Here is a 19,521-nt window from a genome sequence, read left to right as displayed (position 1 = left end):
TTATTGTTAATAACACAATAATTGTTAAAGTGACAATATATGGAAATGTCCAGTTTTGTGATGGCGGTGATCGAGGACTTGGGCGCTGACCTGGATCCGCAGACCCGGTATGCACGTTATGTGAATTCATTGGCAGCGGCATTGCCGGGCAACGCGTGTGCCTTGCTAAAAAAGGAAGGCTCGGCCTTAAAGCCATTGGTCGTTCGGGGTTTGACGCCGGATAGCCTGGGGCGCCGCTTTGAATTGAATGAGCATCCCCGCTTAAATGCGATTGTCACTTACCGGGGGGTCACTCATTTTCCAAACAAGTCCACGCTGCCTGATCCCTACGATGGTCTGCTGGAAGGGGTGCATGCGGGGGATTTGACTGTGCACGACTGCATGGGTTGTGCCCTGCATGTCAATGGCAAGTTGTGGGGTGCGATTACCCTTGATTCTTTGAAGGCAGGGGTGTTCGACGTCAAGGTTGAGCGGGCCATGGCCATGTTCGCCCGCTTGGGCGAGGCTGTGGTGCATTTGGCTGAATTGAACGAGCGAACCTTGACCAACTTGAAGCTGAGTCAGGGCAATGGCAATGCTTTGCAGGCATTGGAGGGCGTTCAATTGTCTCGCCGGGAAATGATTGGCGACAGCAAACCCATTCGCGATCTAAAGCATGAAATTTTGACCGTTGCCAGTAGTCAGCTGGCAGTACTGATTCATGGCGAAACCGGTGTAGGCAAAGAATTGGTTGCGCAGGCTCTGCATGCCATGTCGAGTCGCGCCAATTTGCCCTTGGTGGTGATTAATTGCGCGGCTTTGCCTGACCAGTTGATTGAAAGCGAGTTGTTTGGTCATGTTAAGGGTGCGTTTTCCGGGGCTGAGCGCGATCGCCAGGGCAAGTTTGAATTGGCCAACGAGGGCACCTTGTTTCTGGATGAGGTGGGCGAGTTAAGTGCCTCTGCGCAAGCCAAGCTGCTTCGGGTGCTCCAAAGCGGGCAAGTGCAGCGTGTGGGCAGCGACAGGGAGCATCGGGTTGATGTTCGCATTGTTGCGGCAAGCAATCGCGATTTGTCTGCCGAAGTGAAAGCAGGGCGCTTCAGGGCTGATCTGTATCACCGTTTGTGTGCTTACCCTTTGCACATTCCGCCTTTGCGTGAGCGGGGCGACGACGTGGTGTTGCTGGCCGGTTATTTTCTGGAACAAAACCGCAGTCGGTTGGGGTTGCGAAATCTTCGTTTGGGTCGTGGTTGCGAGGCGGCCTTAAAGCGTTACAACTGGCCGGGTAATGTGCGAGAACTTGAGCACACATTGGGGCGCGCAGCGTTGAAGGCACGCCGGGATGAAGCCGGCCCCATGGTGACCGTGGAGCTTGAGCACCTGGACCTATTGACCGAAGCAGGGCAGGAACATGTTCGGCTTCATCGTCACCCGGACATTGAAATGAGTACCCCGATGGGTGGCATGGATTATCGCGATGCCGTGGATGAGTTTTCAAGAAACCTGATTCAGCAGGTGCTGAAGCAAACCGATGACAATCGAGCCGCAGCCGCCAGACAACTGGGGCTCGATTCCGGTAATTTTCACCGCATGTTAAAGCGGCTTGGTATTTAAACTGCAGCGCGCGTGGCTTCGGTCTCGCCGCTTGTGTTGCTTTGCAGGTACTGCAGTGCTTCATTCACCTGGTCGATCAACACCAGCACCAGGTGATCCGCTGCGGTTTCATCCAGTGCCATCTGGATGGCTTTGAATTCACCGCGCACCTCCACCACCGATCGTTTTTTATCGCTGCTGGATTGGGCAATGCCTTGCTGCAGCAGGGCGAGGGTTTCACCGTCTGGGCGACCACGCTGGCAGGCGTCCTCATACAAAATAATGTGATCGAAAAAGCCGCCCACCAATCGACCCTGTTCGATAATGTCCTGGTCGCGGCGATCGCCTGCAGCACTAATCACCACCGTGCGTTTGATCGCAGGTATGTTTTTCAGTGTGTTCACCAAAGTAGAGACCGCATCGGGATTGTGGCCGTAATCGGCAATCACTGAGCCACCTTTGTGCTTGAAAAAGTTAAAGCGACCAGGGACTGTGTCGGGCGTTGACTGAAAACTGCCCAGTGCTGCACGGATGGTGTTTAAGGGCACATTCAGGGCCAATGCTGCAGCAACAGCGCACATCACGTTTTGCACCTGGAAGGTGAACAAACCGTTGTTGGTCAATGGCACATCCATCAGGTCGATGGTTTTCTCGGTGTCGTCATAGCTGATATTGATGACCCGACCATCGTGAATAATCACGGGGCGGCCTTTGGCTTTGTGTGCAGCAACAATCGGATTGTCGGGGTTGCTGGTGAAAAACAGCACGCGGCCTGGTGTCAGCTTGGCCATGTTGGCGGCATGTCGGTCATCGGCATTCAGCACAGCAAGCCCTTCCGGGGCTACGTTTTGCACTAACACGCTTTTCAGCAAGGCCAGGTCTTCCACGCTGTCAATAAAGTTCAGGCCAAGGTGATCACCTTCGCCAATGTTGGTCACAATGCCCACGTCGCACATGTCAAAGCCCAGGCCTTCACGCAACATGCCACCACGTGCGCATTCAAGCACCGCAGCATCTGCTTCGGGGTGAACCAAAACTTTGTGGGCACTTTTCGGGCCACTGCAATCGCCTGTGTCAATCAGGTGGCCATTCACGACAACACCCTCGGTGCCCGTAAAGCCGACACGCAGGTTGTGATAGCGCAAAATTTGTTCAATCAGGCGAACGGTGGTGGTTTTTCCATTGGTGCCGGTCACCGCCACCACTGGAATTCGACCGTTTTCGTCTTTCTTGAACATCAAATCGATGACTGCTGCGCCGACATCGCGGCCCTTGCCAATCGAGGGTTCCAGGTGCATGCGCAAGCCAGGCGCGGCATTCAATTCCACAATGCCACCACCTTGGGCTTCAAGTGATTCATCTACGCGTTCGCACACGACATCAACGCCGCACACTTCAATGCCGATTTGTTGTGCGGCTTGAATGACCATTTCTGCCATGGCGGGGTGTACGTTGTCGGTGACATCGGTTGCGCTGCCGCCGGTACTCAGGTTTGCATTGTTGCGCAGTACGACTCGAACACCTTGCCCGGGTACTGCTTCAGCAGTGAAACCCTGTTTCTTGATCCGGGCTATTGCGATTTCATCGAGCCGAAGTTTGCTCAGCGCACTGCCGTGGCCCTCGCCGCGCAGTGGGTTACAGTTTTCGATTTCAATGAGTTGCGCAATTGAATTGACGCCGTCGCCCACTACGGATGGAGGCTCGCGACGTGCTGCGGCCACCAGTTTGTCTCCCACCACGAGAAAGCGATAGTCATGGCCAGGAATGAATTCCTCCACAATGGGTACACCACTGCCGTGTTTTTTGGCGGCATCAAATGCAACGCGCAAATGTTCTTCATCGACAATATTGACGGTTACGCCTTTGCCTTGGTTGCCGTCGCTGGGCTTGATCACCACCCCTTTTTTGGTGGTTTGGGTCAGTTCGCGAAACGCCTCTAGCGCTTCCTCGAAAGTCTTGACCAGCTTGCCTTTGGGGGTTGGAATACCCGCGGCAGACAAAATGGTTTTGGTCAGGTCCTTGTCTTGCGCAATTTCTTCAGAAATGGCGCAGGTGGTGTCTGTTTCCGCAGCCTGGATTCTGCGTGCTTTTGAGCCCCAGCCCAATTGCACAAGGCTGCCCTGTGTCAGGCGGCGAATGGGAATGCCCCGGCGCAAGGCTGCATTGACAATTGAGCCGGTACTTGGTCCAAGTTTGCAGTCCTCAAAAGCCTCTTTCAACCGTTCAATGGCTGATTTCGCGTCGAAGTCTTGCCCGGCCAGTGCAGCCAGGATAAGTTGGTGAGCTTCTTCAAAGGCAGCACGCGCCAATTCTTCTTCTTCGTACTGCACCACCACCCGAAAGTACCCTGTGGTGATGTTGTCGGCCACATGGGCGAAGGTGACCTGCGAGCCCGCCTCAACCTGAAAGCGCAGGGCGGCACGGCTTAAAATGTGAGCCAGTGCAATATTGCTTTGTTCGAACCCGGTGGCCCGCAGTGAACCAATGCCGGGCAGGGCGCTGCGTACCCGCATTTCAATGTTGGCGAACCGATCGTACAAGCGTTCATTTTCTTCACAAAACACCAAGGCTTCCATGCTGGTGTTTTTGCTCCACAAATTGGGGCCGCGCAAGGCGCGAATGCGTTCAATTTTCATAATTTTTCAACCTGTTGTGTGCATCGGCATGGGGTCAATAGCGCTGCCGAAGATCGGCGCGCAGCAGGTGGTGGGGCACATCCATCGCCCAGCCTGCAGCAGCCAGAGCCAGTGCCTTGGTCAAATTCACAGGGGGCTGTTTCAGGGGTATGGGACTTCTTTGTTCGGCTTCCGCCCGGGTACCCATGAAATGGATGTTCTCGCTTTGATAAATCACTGCCATACCGCCATTTTTGACATGTTCGGTAACAATTGGATTGTCAGCGCTGTTGCTGATCCAGATTACCTTTCCATCGCACAGGTCTTTCAAGGGTAACAGGCTGACTTCGTCGGCATTCACCACGGCGTGACCACTAGCCAGCACCAGGTCCACCAACGTGCGCATCACATTGAAGTGCTGCTCTTTGGTGAGAATGTCCCATTCGTTCAGCCCATCCATTGAACCCATGCTGGTAATGACCGCCAGGCTTGATCGGTCAAAAGGCAGGCCTTCCGATAAAATTGTGCTGGCTTTGACCTGCATGACCAGTGTGTCAAGGTTCTTGTTGATCAGGCAATTTCGACCCGATTGCCAGTTGGCTGAAGGTGCTTTGTTAATGGTGCGACCGTTCATGACCAAACCCTGGTCGCAGGCCAAGCCTACTTTGTGGCCCTGGTCTTCAAGAATTTCGGTGAGTTCGGGGCCGAAACCATCGATTTCCTTGCCGCCCGAGTAAGAAATGGTGGGAATTCGACCATTCGCATCACCGGGGAACAGCGACTCAATAATGGGTTTGCCCACGTTGCGTGCCTGCCCCCTGGCGGGTTTGATGTGCATTAGCAGCCCAGGGCCAGCATTGACTTCGACCACAGCCAGCGATTGCCCTTTGGGGGACTGGTCAATGTGCTCACACACCAGGTCAATACCCGCCACGTCCAGCCCAACAACACGCGCAGCCATGCAACACAGTCGCGCAATTTCAGGGTGAATCAAATCGGTCACATCTTCAGAGGCGTTGCTGTTTCGCTCGATGATGACCTGTTTGTCGAGGGGAATGATCGAATCGGCTTGATAGCCTTGTCGCTGAACTTCCAGCGTCACCACAGGGTTTGAGGCAATGCGGATTGTTTTAAGTGGCGTGATTTCTGTTTCACCGCGCCGTGGATCGGCATTAATTTGCAGATCGATCAAGTTTTGCAGCGTAGATTGGCCATCGCCTTTCACGCTGACCAGCTCCCCACGCGAAACTGCCGCGATTTGGTAGTTGACCACCAGCACACGGTGCTCCACACCCCGTATGAATTTCTCTACAATCACGCCGCTGTAGCTTTCTTCATAAGCCAGTGCCCAGGCTTTTTGAATGTCTTCCTGTTTGTCCAGCTCAAGTGAAACCCCGCGGCCCTGGTTGCCATCCACTGGTTTAACCACCACGGGCAAGCCGATTTCCTGCGCAATTTCCCACGCACGTTCGGCTGTCTTTGCAAATGCGCCCTCGGGAACCGGCACGCCACATTGGGCCAGCAATTCCTTGCACAGGTCCTTGTCAGCGGCAATGCCCTCGGCAATTGCCGATGTTTTCGATGTTTCAGCTGTCCAGATTCGCTGTTGTTTGTTTCCATGGCCCAATTGAACCAGGTTGCCATCGTTCAGGCGAACGATAGGAATGCGCCGTTCATAGGCGGCGTCTAGAATATGTTGGGTACTTGGTCCCAGGCCATGCATGTCACAGTGAAGTTTGATCACCTTCAGTTCGGCCTGCAAGTCGTACTCGGTGCCCTCAATGGCAGCGTGTAACAGCCGCACACCGGCCTCCAGGTAAGCCATGCCGACAACAGGATCGGGGGTGCGAAACACCATTTTGTAAACACCGTCCTTGCTGGTCATTCGGGCTTTGCCGAAACCGACCTCAAGCCCGGCCTGGGTGTGTAGTTCAATGACGATGTGTTCGAGCATGTGCGCAGCATAGGTGCCCTCGCGCACGCGCAGCAGAAAACCGCCTGGTTCACCAATTCCGCAGCGGTGGTCAACCAAACCGGGTAGCAAAGCCGTTAATCGCTCGTAAAAGCCTGGCAGCAAGTTGGATGGAAACTGTTCCAGTTCCTGTATATCCACCAACGCCTCGATACAACTTCGATAGGTCCAGATATTTGGGCCATCAAGCCACATGGTTCGGAGTACTTCAAGGCGTTTTTGCGTCATAAGCTGAGTGCCGGCAGGTTTGTTTTCTAGGATTGGATTTTCGATCAATGTTAACTCCGTGTCGCTGGAAATAGTGGTGTAACATCAGCGAATTCGCGAACTGAGGGGGTAATCTCATTGAAAATCGTTGGATTTTCACCGTCTGAAAACGAAGTACAACGACTTTCAGAGGTATGGACCGCAAACACGCCAACCCAAGCAGTGTTTGTCGCTGACATGAATACTCGGCGTGAGTTTTCTCGCAGCCTAGTAGCCTTTAACGCCCATGAATTAATTGTGGTAGACAGAGACTTGCAGGCGCCTGTTTTCAAAGCACCTTTCGCGAGCATTGAAAAAATTTCCATGTCTGATCATTCCGGTCTTTCAACGGTCTTGATTCAGGTTGACTCCGGGCAGGTATTTTATTTCTACGCAAGCTTCAGTTTGCATCGCGCACTTGAAGAATTCGTTGAGCTGCTTGAAACCGCTGTGCGCGAATTTGAGCAGGGCATGGCGCACACTGCCCAAATTCAGCATCCAGTGCCACGTTTGCTCGCCGAAGATGAGTTGGACGAGGCCGGTTTTGACGAGCCAGTGTCCTCTCGTGCCTTGTTGCGTTTGTGGCAGTTTGCGCACCCCTATCGCTGGCGTCTGTTTGCCGGGCTGGTTTTGACTTTGCTTTCCACTGCGGCAACACTTGTGGCGCCCTATCTTTCCATGCCGCTCATGGACGAGGTGCTGATTCCATTCCAGAACGGCCAACCCATGAATACCGAGTTGGCCACATTTTATCTGAGCGCTTTGTTAATTTCCTCCGTGGTGGCTGCGGTGCTGAGCTGGGCCAGAACCTATTTGTTGGCTTTGGTGTCTGAGCGAATCGGTTCCGATTTAAGAACCACCACATTCAACCACTTGATGAGTTTGTCGCTTGATTATTTCAGCGCAAAACGCACCGGCGATTTAATTGCGCGTGTCAGTGCGGAAACCGATCGAATCAATTTGTTCCTTTCGCTGCATGCCCTCGATTTCATCACCGATGTCATCATGATTGTGATGACCGCCGTCATCTTGATGAACATTGATTTTGAGCTGGCTTTGCTGACTTTGCTGCCTTTGCCGGTGATTGCCTGGATGATCCACCTGGTGCGTGAAAAATTGCGCACTGGGTTTGAGAAAGTGGATCGAGTGTGGGGAGAAGTCACCAACATTCTTACCGATACCATTCCCGGTATTCGCGTTGTGAAGGCTTTCGCTCAGGAACGCAGGGAGTCGGATCGCTTCCTGAAAGCCAATACCCGTAACCTGGAGGTGAACGACCGAATCAACAAAACCTGGTCACTGTTTGCACCCACGGTTAGCTTGTTGACCGAGTTGGGTATTTTGGTGATTTGGGCCTCGGGCATTTGGATGATCATGAACAACGACATCACCGTGGGTGTGCTCACGGCGTTTCTGGCTTACATAGGTCGTTTTTATACGCGGCTCGATTCCATGAGCCGAATTGTGTCAGTGACCCAAAAAGCGGCAGCTGGCTCCAAGCGAATTTTTGACATTCTCGATTACAAGTCCTCTGTGCCGGAAGCTGAAAACCCGGTGAAAATCGATCAGCTCAAAGGTGAGCTGGAATTGCGCAATGTGTCCTTCCGCTATGGCAGCAGGCAAGTGCTCGACGGTGTCAGCCTGAAGGTCAAGCAGGGCGAGATGGTTGGCTTGGTGGGTCACAGTGGTTCGGGTAAATCCACTTTGGTGAATTTGCTGTGTCGTTTTTACGATGTAAGCGATGGCGCTGTATTGGCCGACGGTATTGATATTCGCCAGATCGAGATGGGAAGTTATCGCCGCAACATTGGTTTGGTATTGCAAGAGCCGTATTTGTTTTTCGGCACCATTGCAGAAAACATTGCGTATGGACGCCCCGATGCCACCCGTGAAGAAATTATCGCAGCGGCTCGATTGGCACACGCGCACGAATTTATTTTGCGACTGCAGCATGGGTACGATTCTTTGGTCGGTGAGCGTGGTCAAAGTTTGTCGGGCGGTGAGCGCCAGCGCATTTCGATTGCACGCGCACTGCTAATTGATCCGAAAATCCTCATTCTCGACGAAGCCACCAGCTCGGTTGATTCTCAAACAGAAAAGGAGATCCAGAAAGCCTTGGACAACCTGGTGCAGGGCAGGACAACCATTGCGATTGCACACAGACTTTCAACGTTGCGCAAAGCCGACCGCATTGTGGTAATGGACCGTGGCAAGGTGGTAGAAGAGGGGCCGCACGATGAACTGCTGGCAGCGAAGTCGCATTTTTGGCATTTGCACCAGGCCCAGGAAAAACTGAAGCAGGAGCAAGCCCAATATGAATGAATGGCGATTGCGTGAATCAACTCAAGGCAAGTTGGCCTTGTACAAAGGCAATGCACTGGTGGCAGACCAAGTCATGCCGGTGCTGGCATTTCCTTTTTCCGCGCCTGACGAAAGTATTTCAATTGTGGATGAGTACAGCAAGGAACTGGCTTGGCTGGACAGGCTCGATCAACTGGACGCCGACTCACAAGCAGTGGTGAAAGATTACCTTGCTGTGCGGGAGTTCAGGCCCTCGGTGCTGCGAATTACTTCGGTGTCCACGTACTCCACGCCAAGCATCTGGACCTTGGAAACCGACAAAGGGCCCTGCAAGTTTGAGTTACCCACGGATGAAAGCATTCGACGACTGGGTGGTAGTCGCCTGGTGCTGACCCATGCAAACGGCATGCAGTTCATTGTCGAAGACATGTTTGCGCTGGACGCCAGAAGCCGGCAAATCCTTGCCCGGTTTATGGCTTGATACAACGGCACGCCATCCAATTGCTTAAGCGGTTTCCAGCATGCTTTCTTCATTGAAGAAGCGGGTGGCTGCGTCTTGCTTGGTTTTCCCGGCACGGGAAGGCATGTTGCACAAACCGCACTCGTAGTTGTTCACCAAGTCATAGGTGTGCACCACAAAGTTGCCCTGACAGGTTTTGCAGCCCGTGGTGGTTAACATGCCTGCATCAAAAAACTTCACCAGGCGCCATGCACGGGTCAGCGACAACACTTCCGGTAGGCCCAAGGCGTTGATTTGCTCGCGATAAAGTTTGTAAGCCTTTACCAGGCATTCCCCGTCTTCAAGGTCTGTGTGCTTGATGCAAGTGGAGTAAAAATTCATGAACAGCGAGCAGTGAATATTCGGCTGCCAAGTCATGAACCAGTCGGTTGAAAAGGGCAGCATGCCCTTGGGTGGCGACTTCTGCTTGATTTCCTTGTAAAGGCGAATCAGGCGTTCACGCGACAATTGGGTTTCGCTTTCCAGAACTTGCAAGCGGGCATCCAGCTTGATCAGGTCAGAAGCAAGTTTGATTTGGACAGCCTCAGCCATCAAGGATTTAATCTTTGACATGTCTGTTCTCCAAAGCACCCTTGGGTGCATGAACCACGGTTTTTTAAGTGCGCTTAAGCTGCAATTTGGGCACTGCGGCCAGCCATCAGGATGGCGGCGTGCATGCCCGAAATGGCGCGTTCTTTTCCGTGGTCGGAGAGGAGTTTCCACACGGCAGGGTCTTCGAACCGAATGCTGCACATGGGCACATTGTTTGCTGCAATGCGCAAGACTTGTGCGGTGGTCAGTTGGTCCAGCAAGTCTGCTGTGTTTTCATCGATACCCAGGCGAATGATGGCCTCGGCTTTGTCTTCGTTGATGAGTTGTTTGGCCAGAAGCAGGTAAGATAAATTGGCTTCGCGAATTTGTTCCAGTAGTTCATTTGCTTTCATTTTGAACATCCTCCTATTCAAATCGAGCAATCTTTTTCAGAAGGTTTCGACGCTTCCCACAGACATCGATCCCAGTGAATGTATTGTTGAACAATCACGAAAAAAACTAAGCCATCCATTTGCTGTAAGCGAGATCAGTAAGCGGCTTTGGATGCTGTAAGAAAAAACCAGACAACACGACAGGTGAGACAACAATGAGTAATGCGTTTATGAACTGGCTTTGCCGCCGATTGATCGACTCCAAATGCAAGCAAATGGGCTTGATCAAGAGCAGCATCAACACCGTAGACGGGCGCACCGTATTCTTCAAGGGCGGGCAAGGGCCCGACATGGTGCTGGTACACGGCTTTGGCGCCAACAAGGAAAACTGGCTGGCACTTGCCCCGCGATTGATGCGCCATTACACCGTATGGATTCCCGACCTGATTGGTTTTGGTGAATCAGACCGGCCCAGCAATGCACGGTTCAATATTGCAGAGCAGGCTGACCGGGTTGTGCGTTGGCTTGACGCCGTGGGGGTCAAGAATTTCCACGTGATGGGCAATTCCATGGGCGGCTATTTGGCGGGTACCCTGGCAGCCAACTTTGAAAACAGAGTGCTGAGCGCCTGTTTGCTCAACCCGGCTGGCGTGAAGGGTGCTGAACACACAGCCATTGGGCGCGCATTCGCAGATGAGGGAAAAATCATTCTTGCTCCCAGCAATTTTGAAGAATATGAAAAGGTGGTTGGCCTTTGTTTCAATGGCAAGGCGCCACCCATGCCTGGCTTTATGCGCAAATACTTCGGGCGTATGTCGATCAAAAACAAATCGCTGCTTGACCGCGTGTTCATGGAATTTGTGAACCCCGATGCCAATGTAAGTTTGAATGAGATGGTAGAAAAAACCACCGTGCCCCTGATGGTGGTTTGGGGCGATTCGGATCAACTGGTGCACCCCGGCGGGCTGGCTGTGTTGAAACAGATCAAGCCTGAAATTGTTGATCTGTTGCTAGAAAATACGGGGCATTGCCCCATGGTAGACAGGGCCTCGCTGGTTTACAAAGCGCATCTGGAATTCATGCCAGCATCTTGAAAGGTTGGGCTTGCTCAATTTCCAGCGCAAGCTCAATTAATCGGAATTCATGACCCATGGCCGCTGCAAAATGGACTCCCACCGGAATTCCTTCAGCGGTGTGGTGCATGGGCAAACTGATGGCTGGTGCACCTGCCACGTTTTGTGCCGCTGTGAAGGAAGCAAAGTTAATCAACCTTTCCCTGGCCTCATCAAAAGGCAAGTCCAGCGCCAAATAACCCAAGGGCGGCGCAGGCTTGCCAAGTGTGGGGCTAAGTAGTACATCAAGGTCTGCAAATGCGGTGGCGTATCGCGCTTCAAATTGGTAAAGCCTGCGTAGCGCGAAAGGAAAGGTCAGTAAATTCCGGGTGAAATGCCTGGCCAGTCCGTGGGTGAGTGGTTCCAGCTTGCTGGTGTCCATGTGCCGGTCAACTGCCAGCTTGCCCAGGTGTGAAATCGATGCGGCAAGCATGCCCCAGTAAAGTAAAAAATCATCTGCAAACTGAGCATTGATCGGAATTTGAATTTCCTGCACTTCATGGCCCAGTTCTTCGCACAAGGCGGCCGCTTTGTGAACAGCTTCTACACAGGCAGTGTCGGTTTCCTTTCCTGAAATTTTCTGGGTAAACATGCCAATTTTCAGGCGTTTGCGCCCTGGGGCCGTAATGTGTCCCAACGGTGGCAGGGTGGGGTTTTTGTAGTGTTCTTCGGCCAAGGCGAAAAACGCCGCAGTGTCCCTTACGCTGCGCGACACAATCCCGTCGCTAACAATATTGATGGGCAGGTTTTTCGCCATTTCATTCATGGCAAGGCGTCCACGGCTGGGTTTCAAGCCCACGAGCCCGCAACAGGCTGCAGGAATGCGGATAGAGCCACCGCCATCGTTTGCATGCGCAATTGGAACCACTCCTGCAGCCACCAAGGCGGCTGAACCGCCCGATGATCCGCCTGTGCTGTACCCGGTATTCCAGGGGTTGTGCGCGGGCTCGGCTTTGCTGTATTCGGTGGTGGCGGTCAGCCCGAATTCGGGCAACTTGGTTTTACCCAACAGCACCACACCCGTGTCGATGATTTGCTGTGCCACTGCGCTGGTGTGTTTCTTGGTAGTCGCCGGCATGGCCGCTGAACCGTGCTGGGTGGGCAAGCCTTGCAAATCCAGGTTGTCTTTCAAAAAAGCGGGTATGCCCTGAAATGCCCTGAAGTTTCCAAGCTCATCGTAATATTTTGCCTGAGCCAGCGCAGCTTCTTCCTGAAGGCACACCGTGGCGTGTAGCGCCGGGTTGACTTGCTCCAGCCGGTGGTAAGCGGCTTGCACCAGTGCAGTTGCACTGGTTTCTCCGCGTTGAAGTTGCGCGGCCAGGGCCACTGCATCGTGATGGCCCAAAGCGTCGGCATGGTTAAACGCATGCACTTGTGAAGGCTTAGTTGTCATTGTTAGTGGTCATTGTTGTTGGTTTTTGGTTGGCTGTCTCTGGCTTCAGTCTAAAATGAAAAATCTGCACAGTTCACCGGCTTTGCCCTACATGGTCCAAAAAAATAAATCACTGCTGTGCCCCTGCGGCAAGGGTTCCTATGCAAGCTGCTGTGAACCTTTTCACATCAACGTGGCATTGCCCCCTACTGCAGAGGCCCTGATGCGTTCACGGTACAGCGCCTATGCCATGGGTTTAAGCGACTACGTGTTGTCGACCTGGCATGCCAGTACCCGACCAAACCAGCTTGATTTACAACAGGAGCTTGCGCAAGGCCAATGGCTGGGCCTGAATGTAAAGGGGCACTGGCCACAAGGCAAACATGCGGAAGTGGAGTTTGTTGCCCGTTACAAGCCCCACAGCGGGCCAGCCAGTCGCTTGCATGAGCGCAGCCGTTTTGTGCAGGAAAACGGGCAATGGTTTTATGTCGATGGTGATCTTTTTTCGAGCTGAAATTTTTTTAATAAAAGACCTTGAAATTGTCTGGGTAGCTCATAAATCATTGGTGTGGGAAATGTCTCTGTGAGAGTTTCCGCACATTTTGAACAACTGATTTTTTGCTTCTCAGGAGAATGAATCATGGCAACAATCGACCTTACCCCTTTGTACCGCAGCACCATCGGTTTTGACCGCATGGCCAGTATTCTGGATGCCGCAATGCGTGCCGACACTTCAACCGGCTATCCTCCCTACAACATTGAAGCACTGGAAGAAAACCGCTATCAAATTAGCGTGGCAGTGGCTGGTTTCGAGGAAAAAGAGCTTGAACTGGAAGTGGAGCGCGGCGTGCTGACAGTGCGTGGCCGCAAAGCTGACGAAGAGGGCAAACAGTACCTGCACAAAGGCATTGCATTCCGCAGTTTCGAGCGCAAATTCAACCTGGCAGACCACGTGCAAGTGGATGGCGCAAATTTGAAAAATGGTTTGTTGGTCGTCGAGTTGCGCAAGGTGATCCCAGAACAAATGAAAGTGCGCAGAATTCCGATTGGTGACACCGACCTTCGAACCATTGATTCCAGCGAAGGCAAACAGGGCGCAGCGTAAGCTGTGTAGTTCATCCCGAAAAAGCAGCCGTTGGCTGCTTTTTTTGTGTTTAAACTAAAGGCATTATGTTCAATTTTGTCGAGCACGCATGCCCAGGGTTTATCTTCTTTCCGATCGCGCAATTCAGATTGACTGGGCCACAGGGTCAACTTCTGGCGAGAATCAGGTCTCTGTTGCCCGACTCACCGCATTTCGTCAGGAATTGATTGAATCAATGCACTCTCTGGCTTGGCCCGCATTTCAATGTGTTCAGGCCGATCAATCAATCACCGTGTTGTTTACCAATTCAATTCTTTCCAATTCGCAAGGCAAATCCATACTGGAGCAACTTGATCGGCTCGTTTCTGAACTGACGAAAAGTACGAAGAACTTGGTCAAGTCGGGAAGCCAGCATCGAATTCTTGTGAACTATGGCGGTGTCGCCGGGCAAGACCTTCAATGGTTGGCCGCCAAAACAAAACTAAGTCCTGAAGCCCTTATCGAGCTGCACAGCAGCGCCACATACACTGTTCAGTTTTTGGGTTTTTTACCCGGCTTTGCTTACCTCACAGGTTTGCCCAAGCAGCTTCAGTTTGCGCGCCGGGAAACGCCGCGCCCGCGCGTGCCAGCAGGCACATTGGCAATTGGCGCACATTATTGCGCTGTGTATCCTTGGGAAAGTCCCGGTGGGTGGCATTTGTTGGGGAATGTGGAGCAGGTGCTTTTTGATCCTGAGATCACAGGGCAGGAAGGGCAGTCACTTTTCAAGGCCGGTGACACCGTGCAATTCATTCGGGCTGATCATGCTTAAAATCGTCAGGGCGCAGGGGCAGGGCATTGTCAGCGATTCGGGCCGTTGGGGCTACCAACATGAGGGTGTGCCTATTGGGGGCGTGCTCGATGGGTTTTCCTTCCGCCTGGGCAACCTTGCGCTGGGCAATCCAGACAATGCTGCTTGCCTGGAGCTGATGGGGCAATTCGATTTTGTGTGTGCCAAACCATGCCGGGTGCTGTTTGCAAACCGTGGTGCACAAGCCTGTTTAAATGGAAAGTCCTTGCTGTGCGGTCAAATGGTGGATCTGCAGGAAGGCGACTTGCTGCGAACAAGGCCGCCGCACTTGGGCTTTTGGAACCTTTTGTGCGTGCAGGGCGGCGTCGATGTGCCGGAACTCATGGGCTCTCGCAGCACCTGCCTTGCAGCAGGTTTTGGGGGCTTTCAGGGCAGGGCCTTGCAGGTTGGGGATGAACTGCATTTTGCCCGGCAGTTCGCCACCAGCATACGGCCCGGAATTCGTTTGGCCATGCCATTGGCCCGCGCTGAATATTCAACCCGATTAGTGCTTCATCTACTGCCAGGCCCGGAATTTTTTGAGCTCACTGAAAATTCTCAAGACCTGCTTGCCCACCAGTTTTTCACTCTGGGCATGCTAAGCAGTCGAATGGGGTATCGTTTGGAGGGGGCTGAATCGCCTTTGTCCCTGAAGTACGCGGTGTCCTTGCGCTCACATGCGGTTCACCCTGGTGTCGTGCAGTTGACGCCCAGCGGGCAGGCGGTGGTGCTGTTGTGCGAAGCGCAAGTCACCGGTGGTTACCCCCGCCTTGGCAGCGTGCTGTCTTGCGATCTTTGGAAATTGTCGCAACTGGGATTGGGGGAAAGCGTAAATTGGGTAGTGGTTGATGAAGAGCAAGCGTTGCGCCTGCAGTCCAGGCATGAACAGGAGTGCAGGCGTTACAGGCACGAAATTGAATGTAACGAGGCAAACACAAATGTGGATTAATGCAGATTTGGGTGAAGGTGGTGCCCACGATGAAGCCATGTTCAATGTTATTGATTGGGCCAATATTGCCTGTGGCGGCCATGCGGGTGACGAGCAAAGTATTCGCCAGGCGTGTGCCTTGGCGCTTGAGCATGATGTGGAGGTGGGCGCGCACCCCAGTTACCCGGATCGCGCAGGTTTTGGGCGCCAGAAGCCTGAAATTTCACCCGCCGTGCTACTGAACGAGTTGAAGCAACAAATGGAGTTGTTTGAAAACACTGCCGCGAACCTGGGGTGTACCCCTGCGCATTTCAAGCCTCATGGTCAGCTTTATAACGACGCCGCGGTTCAACCCGCCGAGGCAGAAATACTGATCAAGCTGGCCCATGCATTTCCGCACCTTAAAATGCTGGCCCTGGCAGAAAGCCCCCTAGTTGCTTGGGCGCGCTCTGCGGGCATTCAGGTGATCGAGGAGGCTTTTCCCGACCGGGCTTACTTGGGCAACGGTACACTGGCCCCGAGAAGTCACCCGGGTGCTTTGCTCCATGACCCGGTTCAGGTCAAGGCCCAGGCTGCCTTGATGATAAGGGGTGGTCCATTGCCATGTCTGGATGGTTCGAGCCGTGTTGTCGTGGCTCAAACTTTGTGTGTGCACGGCGACAGCCCACAGGCGGTGGAAAATGCACAGGCGGTTCGCGCTGCGTTAACAGAGCACGATCAAGACATGTTCAATGGTGCTGACTGATTAAAGACTTGAATTGATTTCAGGCGTTGGCAGGGTGATGTGATCCGGCACACCAACCACCGGCACGTAACGTACATCCAGCGGTGCAAGTCCGTGCTGGGCGCGTGCCTGGTTGCATCGGGGATTTAACTCGCCTTGTGCATCGAACACATCGTATTCCCGACAAGGGGAAGGGCGATTCTCGTAAATGGTGCAGTTGACCGACTCACCAATATTGCCCGCCAGTGCAATGCAACGTGGCTTGCTCTGTGAGCTTCCCTTCATGCAGCTGCGGTACAGGTTCATTTGCTCGGTCATTTCCACTGGCACCACACCGCCTTCGGCCGCCGTGGTCTCTCCCCAGTAAAAGCTGATTCTGAAGGTTGAGCAGCATACGCCGCAGCTTTGGCACAGGGCTTCAACGCCTGCGCCATCGACGATAATAGTGGTGGGGTTTGACTGCAATTTAACCTCGGAAAAAGACAGCCATCGGGGGAGTTGCGCGAATATATTCCTGCCCCATGCGCAAAGCAAGCACTATTTTCAGGGCGCGTCGTTTGGAAGAAACAAGCTTTTTGTAAGGTGCTAAGGCTACAATAGGGAAAACCATTATAAAAACCATTTAGCCCAGCAAATGGAGAGACTGTGAATCGACCGAATGCCGCTTCTGTGGCTGATTCGGGGGTAAATGCTCCTGAATCCGCCCAATCCAGTACCAGCCCCTCTGGGCAAATGCTGGACTACATCAAGCAAAGACTCGTCAAATACGCGCCGTTTAGTGAAATTCCGCCGCGCGACCTGGACTGCCTGCTTGATGGTTGTGCTGAAACCTACTTTGCGCCCAATGAAGTAATTGTGCGGCCCGACGACGGCCCCCCCCAGTTTCTTTACTATGTTGAAAAAGGCTCAGCCGTAGGCCGAAAGGGTTTGGCCGACCTGTCCTCTACCGGGTTTCAATATGAAGCCGGGGAAATGTTTCCCGTGAACGCCTTTTTGGCCAAACGTGCTGTAACTGCCACCTACAGTGCCCGCGAAGACACCTTTTGCCTGATGTTCACTTTCGATGGTGTCCAGGCGCTGGCACGCAAAAGCCCGGTGTTTTCCGATTACCTCACCCGGCGCACCATGCAGTTTCTGGACCTTTCAAGAAAGGCAATTCAGGTCGCTTATTCTTCGCAAACGCTGGCAGAGCAAACCCTTGAGAAACCCTTAAGGGATGTGTGCCGCCATGAGCCGTTTTCATGTTCGCCCAATACCCCGCTGAAGCAGGTGCTGGAAGTGATGCATGAGCATCGAATCGGCTCCATGATCGTTGTGAGCGAGACCATGGTGGTTGAAGGCATTTTGACCCGGCAAGACGTGCTCTCGCGTGTCGCCATGGCGCAAAAACCGCTTAACTCGCAAATTTCCGAGGTCATGAATACGCCTGTGCACACCTTGGATGAGAGCAATTCTGCGCAAGACGCCGCCTTGTTAATGTCCAGATTCGGCATACGCCATGTGCCAGTAACCCGCAATGGCAAATTAAGTGGAATTGTGTCTGAGCGCGATATTTTTGCCATGCAGCGCTTGTCGCTGAAGCAAATCAGCAGCAACATTCGATCGGCCCAAGATGCTGAAATGCTGCGCACCTGCGCCAACGACATACGCAGTTTTGCCAAAAACCTGCTTGGCCAGGGCATTGCCGCCAAGCAGCTGACCGAATTGATCAGCCACCTGAACGATGTGCTCACCGAACGCATTCTTGAAGTGGTGGGTAACCGCATGGGCATTGATGCCAACAGCTACTGTTGGCTCAGTTTCGGCTCTGAAGGCCGTTCGGAACAAACCATTGCCACAGACCAGGACAACGGCTTGTTGTTCGTCAGCGATCAGCCCGAAGTGGACAGGCCACGCTGGCTGGCTTTTGGCAAAGAAGTAAACCAAACACTTGACCAGTGCGGTTACCCAATGTGCAAGGGCAACATCATGGCCAGCAACCCTGATTGCTGCATGACAGCGGGTGAGTGGTTAAACAAATTTGCACGATGGATCGACGTGGCTACCCCCGAGAACCTGCTGCGCGTGAACATCTTTTTTGATCTTCGTGCTTTGGCGGGTAACAAAGAGTTGGCAAAGCCGTTGCGGGATTACATCGTGACCCGCGCCAAGGAGTCCACCATATTCTTGCGGCTACTGGCTGAAAACATCATGCGTTTTCGCCCGCCATTGAATTGGCACGGCAGTATTGACACAACCGAGATTGAAGACATTCGAACACTGGACTTGAAAAAACAAGGCACAGCGGTGTTTGTAGATGCTGCACGCTTCTTCTCGCTGGTGTTTGGTATTGATGAAGTCAATACGCGCCGCAGGTTTGAGGCAGTGGCCAAGCGTTTAAGTGTGGAAGAACAACGCCGGGACGCCTGGGTGAGTGCCTTTGAGTTTTTGCAAATGATGCGCCTTCGCATACAACTTGATGAAGGCGTGGCCGTTCCCAATTTGCCGGATCAACCCAACGTGGTGAACTACGATGTGCTGGATAACATTGACCGCCGCATACTGAAAGAGTGTTTCCGGGTGGGGCGCCGTTTGCAGCAGCGAATTGAAATGGAGCACATGCGTTGAGCACCACATTGCAGGGCCAATTGTTGCCCGCTCAAGGCTGGGCCAGCTACATAAAAACCCGCCTGGTTCAAACGCTGGATTTCTCCAGCCCTAACCCCGATCGATGGGTGGTGGTTGACGTAGAGTCATCGGGTTTGAACCCGAAAAAAGATCGTTTGATCTCAATTGCAGCCACAGCGATTGCTTTTGACTCGCAACGCCGCCCAAGAATTTCCTTGACCGATACTTTTGAGGTAGTGATAAAACAGCCCCCTGAAATTGTCGACATGATTGAATTTGAGGCCATCGACAAAAACAATATTTTGATTCACGGCATTGGCATTGGTGCGCAGCAAAGCGGTGTGAAGGCCGAGGTGGCTTTGTCTGAATTTCTTTGCTATGTCGGCAACTCGCCGATCATTGCATTTCATAGCTGGTTTGATGAAATCCTGATCAACAGAGCCATGCGCAAAGTGCTGGGCCGGGCAACCCACCGGCACTGGCTTGATCTTGAACATTTGGCCGCGGTGCTGCACAAGGAAAACCATCAACTACCGCTGGATGTCTGGATGCAGCGTTATGGCATTGAATGCGAACAACGCCACCAAGCCGCAGCCGATGTGTTGGCCACTGCGCAACTGCTCATGAAGTTGTGGCCCATGTTGCAAAAACGAAAGGCCACTGACTGGAAAGAACTGAAAACCATTGTTGGTGGCCTGAAGACCCTGCCAGGCCGCAATCTACCCACATAATTGCCG

At 53.0% G+C, this 19,521-nt stretch carries 17 protein-coding genes; 11 read left to right on the top strand and 6 right to left on the bottom strand.

All coding sequences use genetic code 11. The annotated features are described in order from the left end of the window. Positions 1-39 precede the first annotated feature (39 nt). Positions 40-1,593, top strand: a complete 1,554-nt coding sequence (gene norR, locus P0D43_RS11420; protein ID WP_341236608.1) for a nitric oxide reductase transcriptional regulator NorR — start codon at positions 40-42, stop codon at positions 1,591-1,593. Here the strand turns inward: norR and cphA are convergent. Next, on the bottom strand, positions 1,590-4,208 hold the full coding sequence (cphA, locus tag P0D43_RS11415) for a cyanophycin synthetase (RefSeq protein ID WP_341236609.1): 2,619 nt from the start codon (positions 4,206-4,208) through the stop codon (positions 1,590-1,592). The genes norR and cphA overlap by 4 nt on opposite strands. Before the next feature lie 34 nt (positions 4,209-4,242). Continuing rightward, a complete protein-coding gene (locus P0D43_RS11410) occupies positions 4,243-6,387 on the bottom strand; it encodes an ATP-grasp domain-containing protein (protein WP_394672466.1) in 2,145 nt (714 codons plus the stop codon). Between the two features lie 216 nt (positions 6,388-6,603). Here P0D43_RS11410 and P0D43_RS11405 point away from each other — a divergent pair, with 216 nt between their 5' ends. Together P0D43_RS11405 and P0D43_RS11400 are read left to right on the top strand one after the other, a co-directional pair. After that, positions 6,604-8,727: an ABC transporter ATP-binding protein gene (locus tag P0D43_RS11405; protein ID WP_341236644.1), complete on the top strand. Its 2,124-nt coding sequence runs from the start codon at positions 6,604-6,606 to the stop codon at positions 8,725-8,727. Further along, entirely contained in the window at positions 8,720-9,187 is a 468-nt protein-coding gene (locus P0D43_RS11400) for a DUF1854 domain-containing protein (protein ID WP_394672465.1), read from the top strand. The genes P0D43_RS11405 and P0D43_RS11400 overlap by 8 nt, the downstream gene beginning before the upstream one ends. Before the next feature lie 24 nt (positions 9,188-9,211). On the opposite strand, the gene flhC is transcribed toward P0D43_RS11400, so the two are convergent. Beyond that, positions 9,212-9,778, bottom strand: a complete 567-nt coding sequence (gene flhC / locus P0D43_RS11395) for a flagellar transcriptional regulator FlhC (RefSeq protein ID WP_394672464.1) — start codon at positions 9,776-9,778, stop codon at positions 9,212-9,214. A gap of 53 nt (positions 9,779-9,831) precedes the next feature. Further along, entirely contained in the window at positions 9,832-10,149 is a 318-nt protein-coding gene (gene flhD, locus P0D43_RS11390; RefSeq protein ID WP_201301475.1) for a flagellar transcriptional regulator FlhD, read from the bottom strand. A gap of 194 nt (positions 10,150-10,343) precedes the next feature. Here flhD and P0D43_RS11385 point away from each other — a divergent pair, with 194 nt between their 5' ends. Further along, on the top strand, positions 10,344-11,222 hold the full coding sequence (locus tag P0D43_RS11385; protein ID WP_394672463.1) for an alpha/beta fold hydrolase: 879 nt from the start codon (positions 10,344-10,346) through the stop codon (positions 11,220-11,222). Here the strand turns inward: P0D43_RS11385 and P0D43_RS11380 are convergent. Further along, positions 11,206-12,633, bottom strand: a complete 1,428-nt coding sequence (locus P0D43_RS11380; protein ID WP_394672462.1) for an amidase — start codon at positions 12,631-12,633, stop codon at positions 11,206-11,208. The two genes, P0D43_RS11385 and P0D43_RS11380, sit on opposite strands and share 17 nt — an antisense overlap. 55 nt (positions 12,634-12,688) lie before the next feature. On the opposite strand from P0D43_RS11380, the gene P0D43_RS11375 reads away from it, so the two are divergent. From P0D43_RS11375 to P0D43_RS11355, 5 genes are all read left to right on the top strand, one after another. Further along, entirely contained in the window at positions 12,689-13,126 is a 438-nt protein-coding gene (locus tag P0D43_RS11375) for a YchJ family metal-binding protein (protein WP_341236615.1), read from the top strand. A gap of 126 nt (positions 13,127-13,252) precedes the next feature. Continuing rightward, entirely contained in the window at positions 13,253-13,717 is a 465-nt protein-coding gene (locus P0D43_RS11370) for an Hsp20 family protein (protein ID WP_394672461.1), read from the top strand. 88 nt (positions 13,718-13,805) lie between these two features. Continuing rightward, positions 13,806-14,507: an allophanate hydrolase subunit 1 gene (locus P0D43_RS11365; protein ID WP_394672460.1), complete on the top strand. Its 702-nt coding sequence runs from the start codon at positions 13,806-13,808 to the stop codon at positions 14,505-14,507. Further along, positions 14,500-15,474 carry a biotin-dependent carboxyltransferase family protein gene (locus P0D43_RS11360; protein ID WP_394672459.1) on the top strand — a complete coding sequence of 325 codons (975 nt, stop codon included), beginning with the start codon at positions 14,500-14,502 and terminating at the stop codon, positions 15,472-15,474. Before P0D43_RS11365 ends, P0D43_RS11360 begins: the two co-directional genes overlap by 8 nt. Continuing rightward, positions 15,464-16,198, top strand: coding sequence for a LamB/YcsF family protein (locus P0D43_RS11355; protein WP_394672458.1), 735 nt, complete (start codon positions 15,464-15,466; stop codon positions 16,196-16,198). Before P0D43_RS11360 ends, P0D43_RS11355 begins: the two co-directional genes overlap by 11 nt. Here the strand turns inward: P0D43_RS11355 and P0D43_RS11350 are convergent, their stop codons facing one another. Further along, the gene (locus P0D43_RS11350) at positions 16,199-16,642 is read right to left on the bottom strand and encodes a YkgJ family cysteine cluster protein (protein WP_394672457.1); all 444 of its coding nucleotides are present in this window, start codon (positions 16,640-16,642) and stop codon (positions 16,199-16,201) included. 180 nt (positions 16,643-16,822) lie between these two features. Between P0D43_RS11350 and P0D43_RS11345 the strand changes: the two genes are divergently transcribed. Further along, entirely contained in the window at positions 16,823-18,784 is a 1,962-nt protein-coding gene (locus P0D43_RS11345; protein WP_394672456.1) for a DUF294 nucleotidyltransferase-like domain-containing protein, read from the top strand. Then, the gene (locus P0D43_RS11340) at positions 18,781-19,515 is read left to right on the top strand and encodes a 3'-5' exonuclease (RefSeq protein ID WP_394672455.1); all 735 of its coding nucleotides are present in this window, start codon (positions 18,781-18,783) and stop codon (positions 19,513-19,515) included. Before P0D43_RS11345 ends, P0D43_RS11340 begins: the two co-directional genes overlap by 4 nt. The last annotated feature ends 6 nt before the right edge of the window (positions 19,516-19,521 follow it).

The organism is Limnobacter sp., from assembly GCF_043511195.1.
Lineage (GTDB): Bacteria > Pseudomonadota > Gammaproteobacteria > Burkholderiales > Burkholderiaceae_B > Limnobacter.
Note: the sequence above shows the minus strand (reverse complement) of the source record. Positions and strands in the feature narration are given on the sequence as shown.

Excerpts from the sequence above, each read along its gene's own strand:
- P0D43_RS11365 (WP_394672460.1), top strand. The coding sequence starts at position 13,806 with ATGCCCAGGGTTTATCTTCTTTCCGATCGCGCAATTCAGATTGACTGG.
- P0D43_RS11410 (WP_394672466.1), bottom strand. The coding sequence starts at position 6,387 with ATGACGCAAAAACGCCTTGAAGTACTCCGAACCATGTGGCTTGATGGC.
- P0D43_RS11380 (WP_394672462.1), bottom strand. The coding sequence starts at position 12,633 with ATGACAACTAAGCCTTCACAAGTGCATGCGTTTAACCATGCCGACGCT.
- P0D43_RS11360 (WP_394672459.1), top strand. The coding sequence starts at position 14,500 with ATGCTTAAAATCGTCAGGGCGCAGGGGCAGGGCATTGTCAGCGATTCG.
- P0D43_RS11370 (WP_394672461.1), top strand. The coding sequence starts at position 13,253 with ATGGCAACAATCGACCTTACCCCTTTGTACCGCAGCACCATCGGTTTT.
- P0D43_RS11375 (WP_341236615.1), top strand. The coding sequence starts at position 12,689 with ATGAAAAATCTGCACAGTTCACCGGCTTTGCCCTACATGGTCCAAAAA.
- P0D43_RS11400 (WP_394672465.1), top strand. The coding sequence starts at position 8,720 with ATGAATGAATGGCGATTGCGTGAATCAACTCAAGGCAAGTTGGCCTTG.
- P0D43_RS11355 (WP_394672458.1), top strand. The coding sequence starts at position 15,464 with ATGTGGATTAATGCAGATTTGGGTGAAGGTGGTGCCCACGATGAAGCC.
- P0D43_RS11385 (WP_394672463.1), top strand. The coding sequence starts at position 10,344 with ATGAGTAATGCGTTTATGAACTGGCTTTGCCGCCGATTGATCGACTCC.
- cphA (WP_341236609.1), bottom strand. The coding sequence starts at position 4,208 with ATGAAAATTGAACGCATTCGCGCCTTGCGCGGCCCCAATTTGTGGAGC.
- flhC (WP_394672464.1), bottom strand. The coding sequence starts at position 9,778 with ATGTCAAAGATTAAATCCTTGATGGCTGAGGCTGTCCAAATCAAACTT.
- P0D43_RS11405 (WP_341236644.1), top strand. The coding sequence starts at position 6,604 with ATGAATACTCGGCGTGAGTTTTCTCGCAGCCTAGTAGCCTTTAACGCC.
- norR (WP_341236608.1), top strand. The coding sequence starts at position 40 with ATGGAAATGTCCAGTTTTGTGATGGCGGTGATCGAGGACTTGGGCGCT.
- flhD (WP_201301475.1), bottom strand. The coding sequence starts at position 10,149 with ATGAAAGCAAATGAACTACTGGAACAAATTCGCGAAGCCAATTTATCT.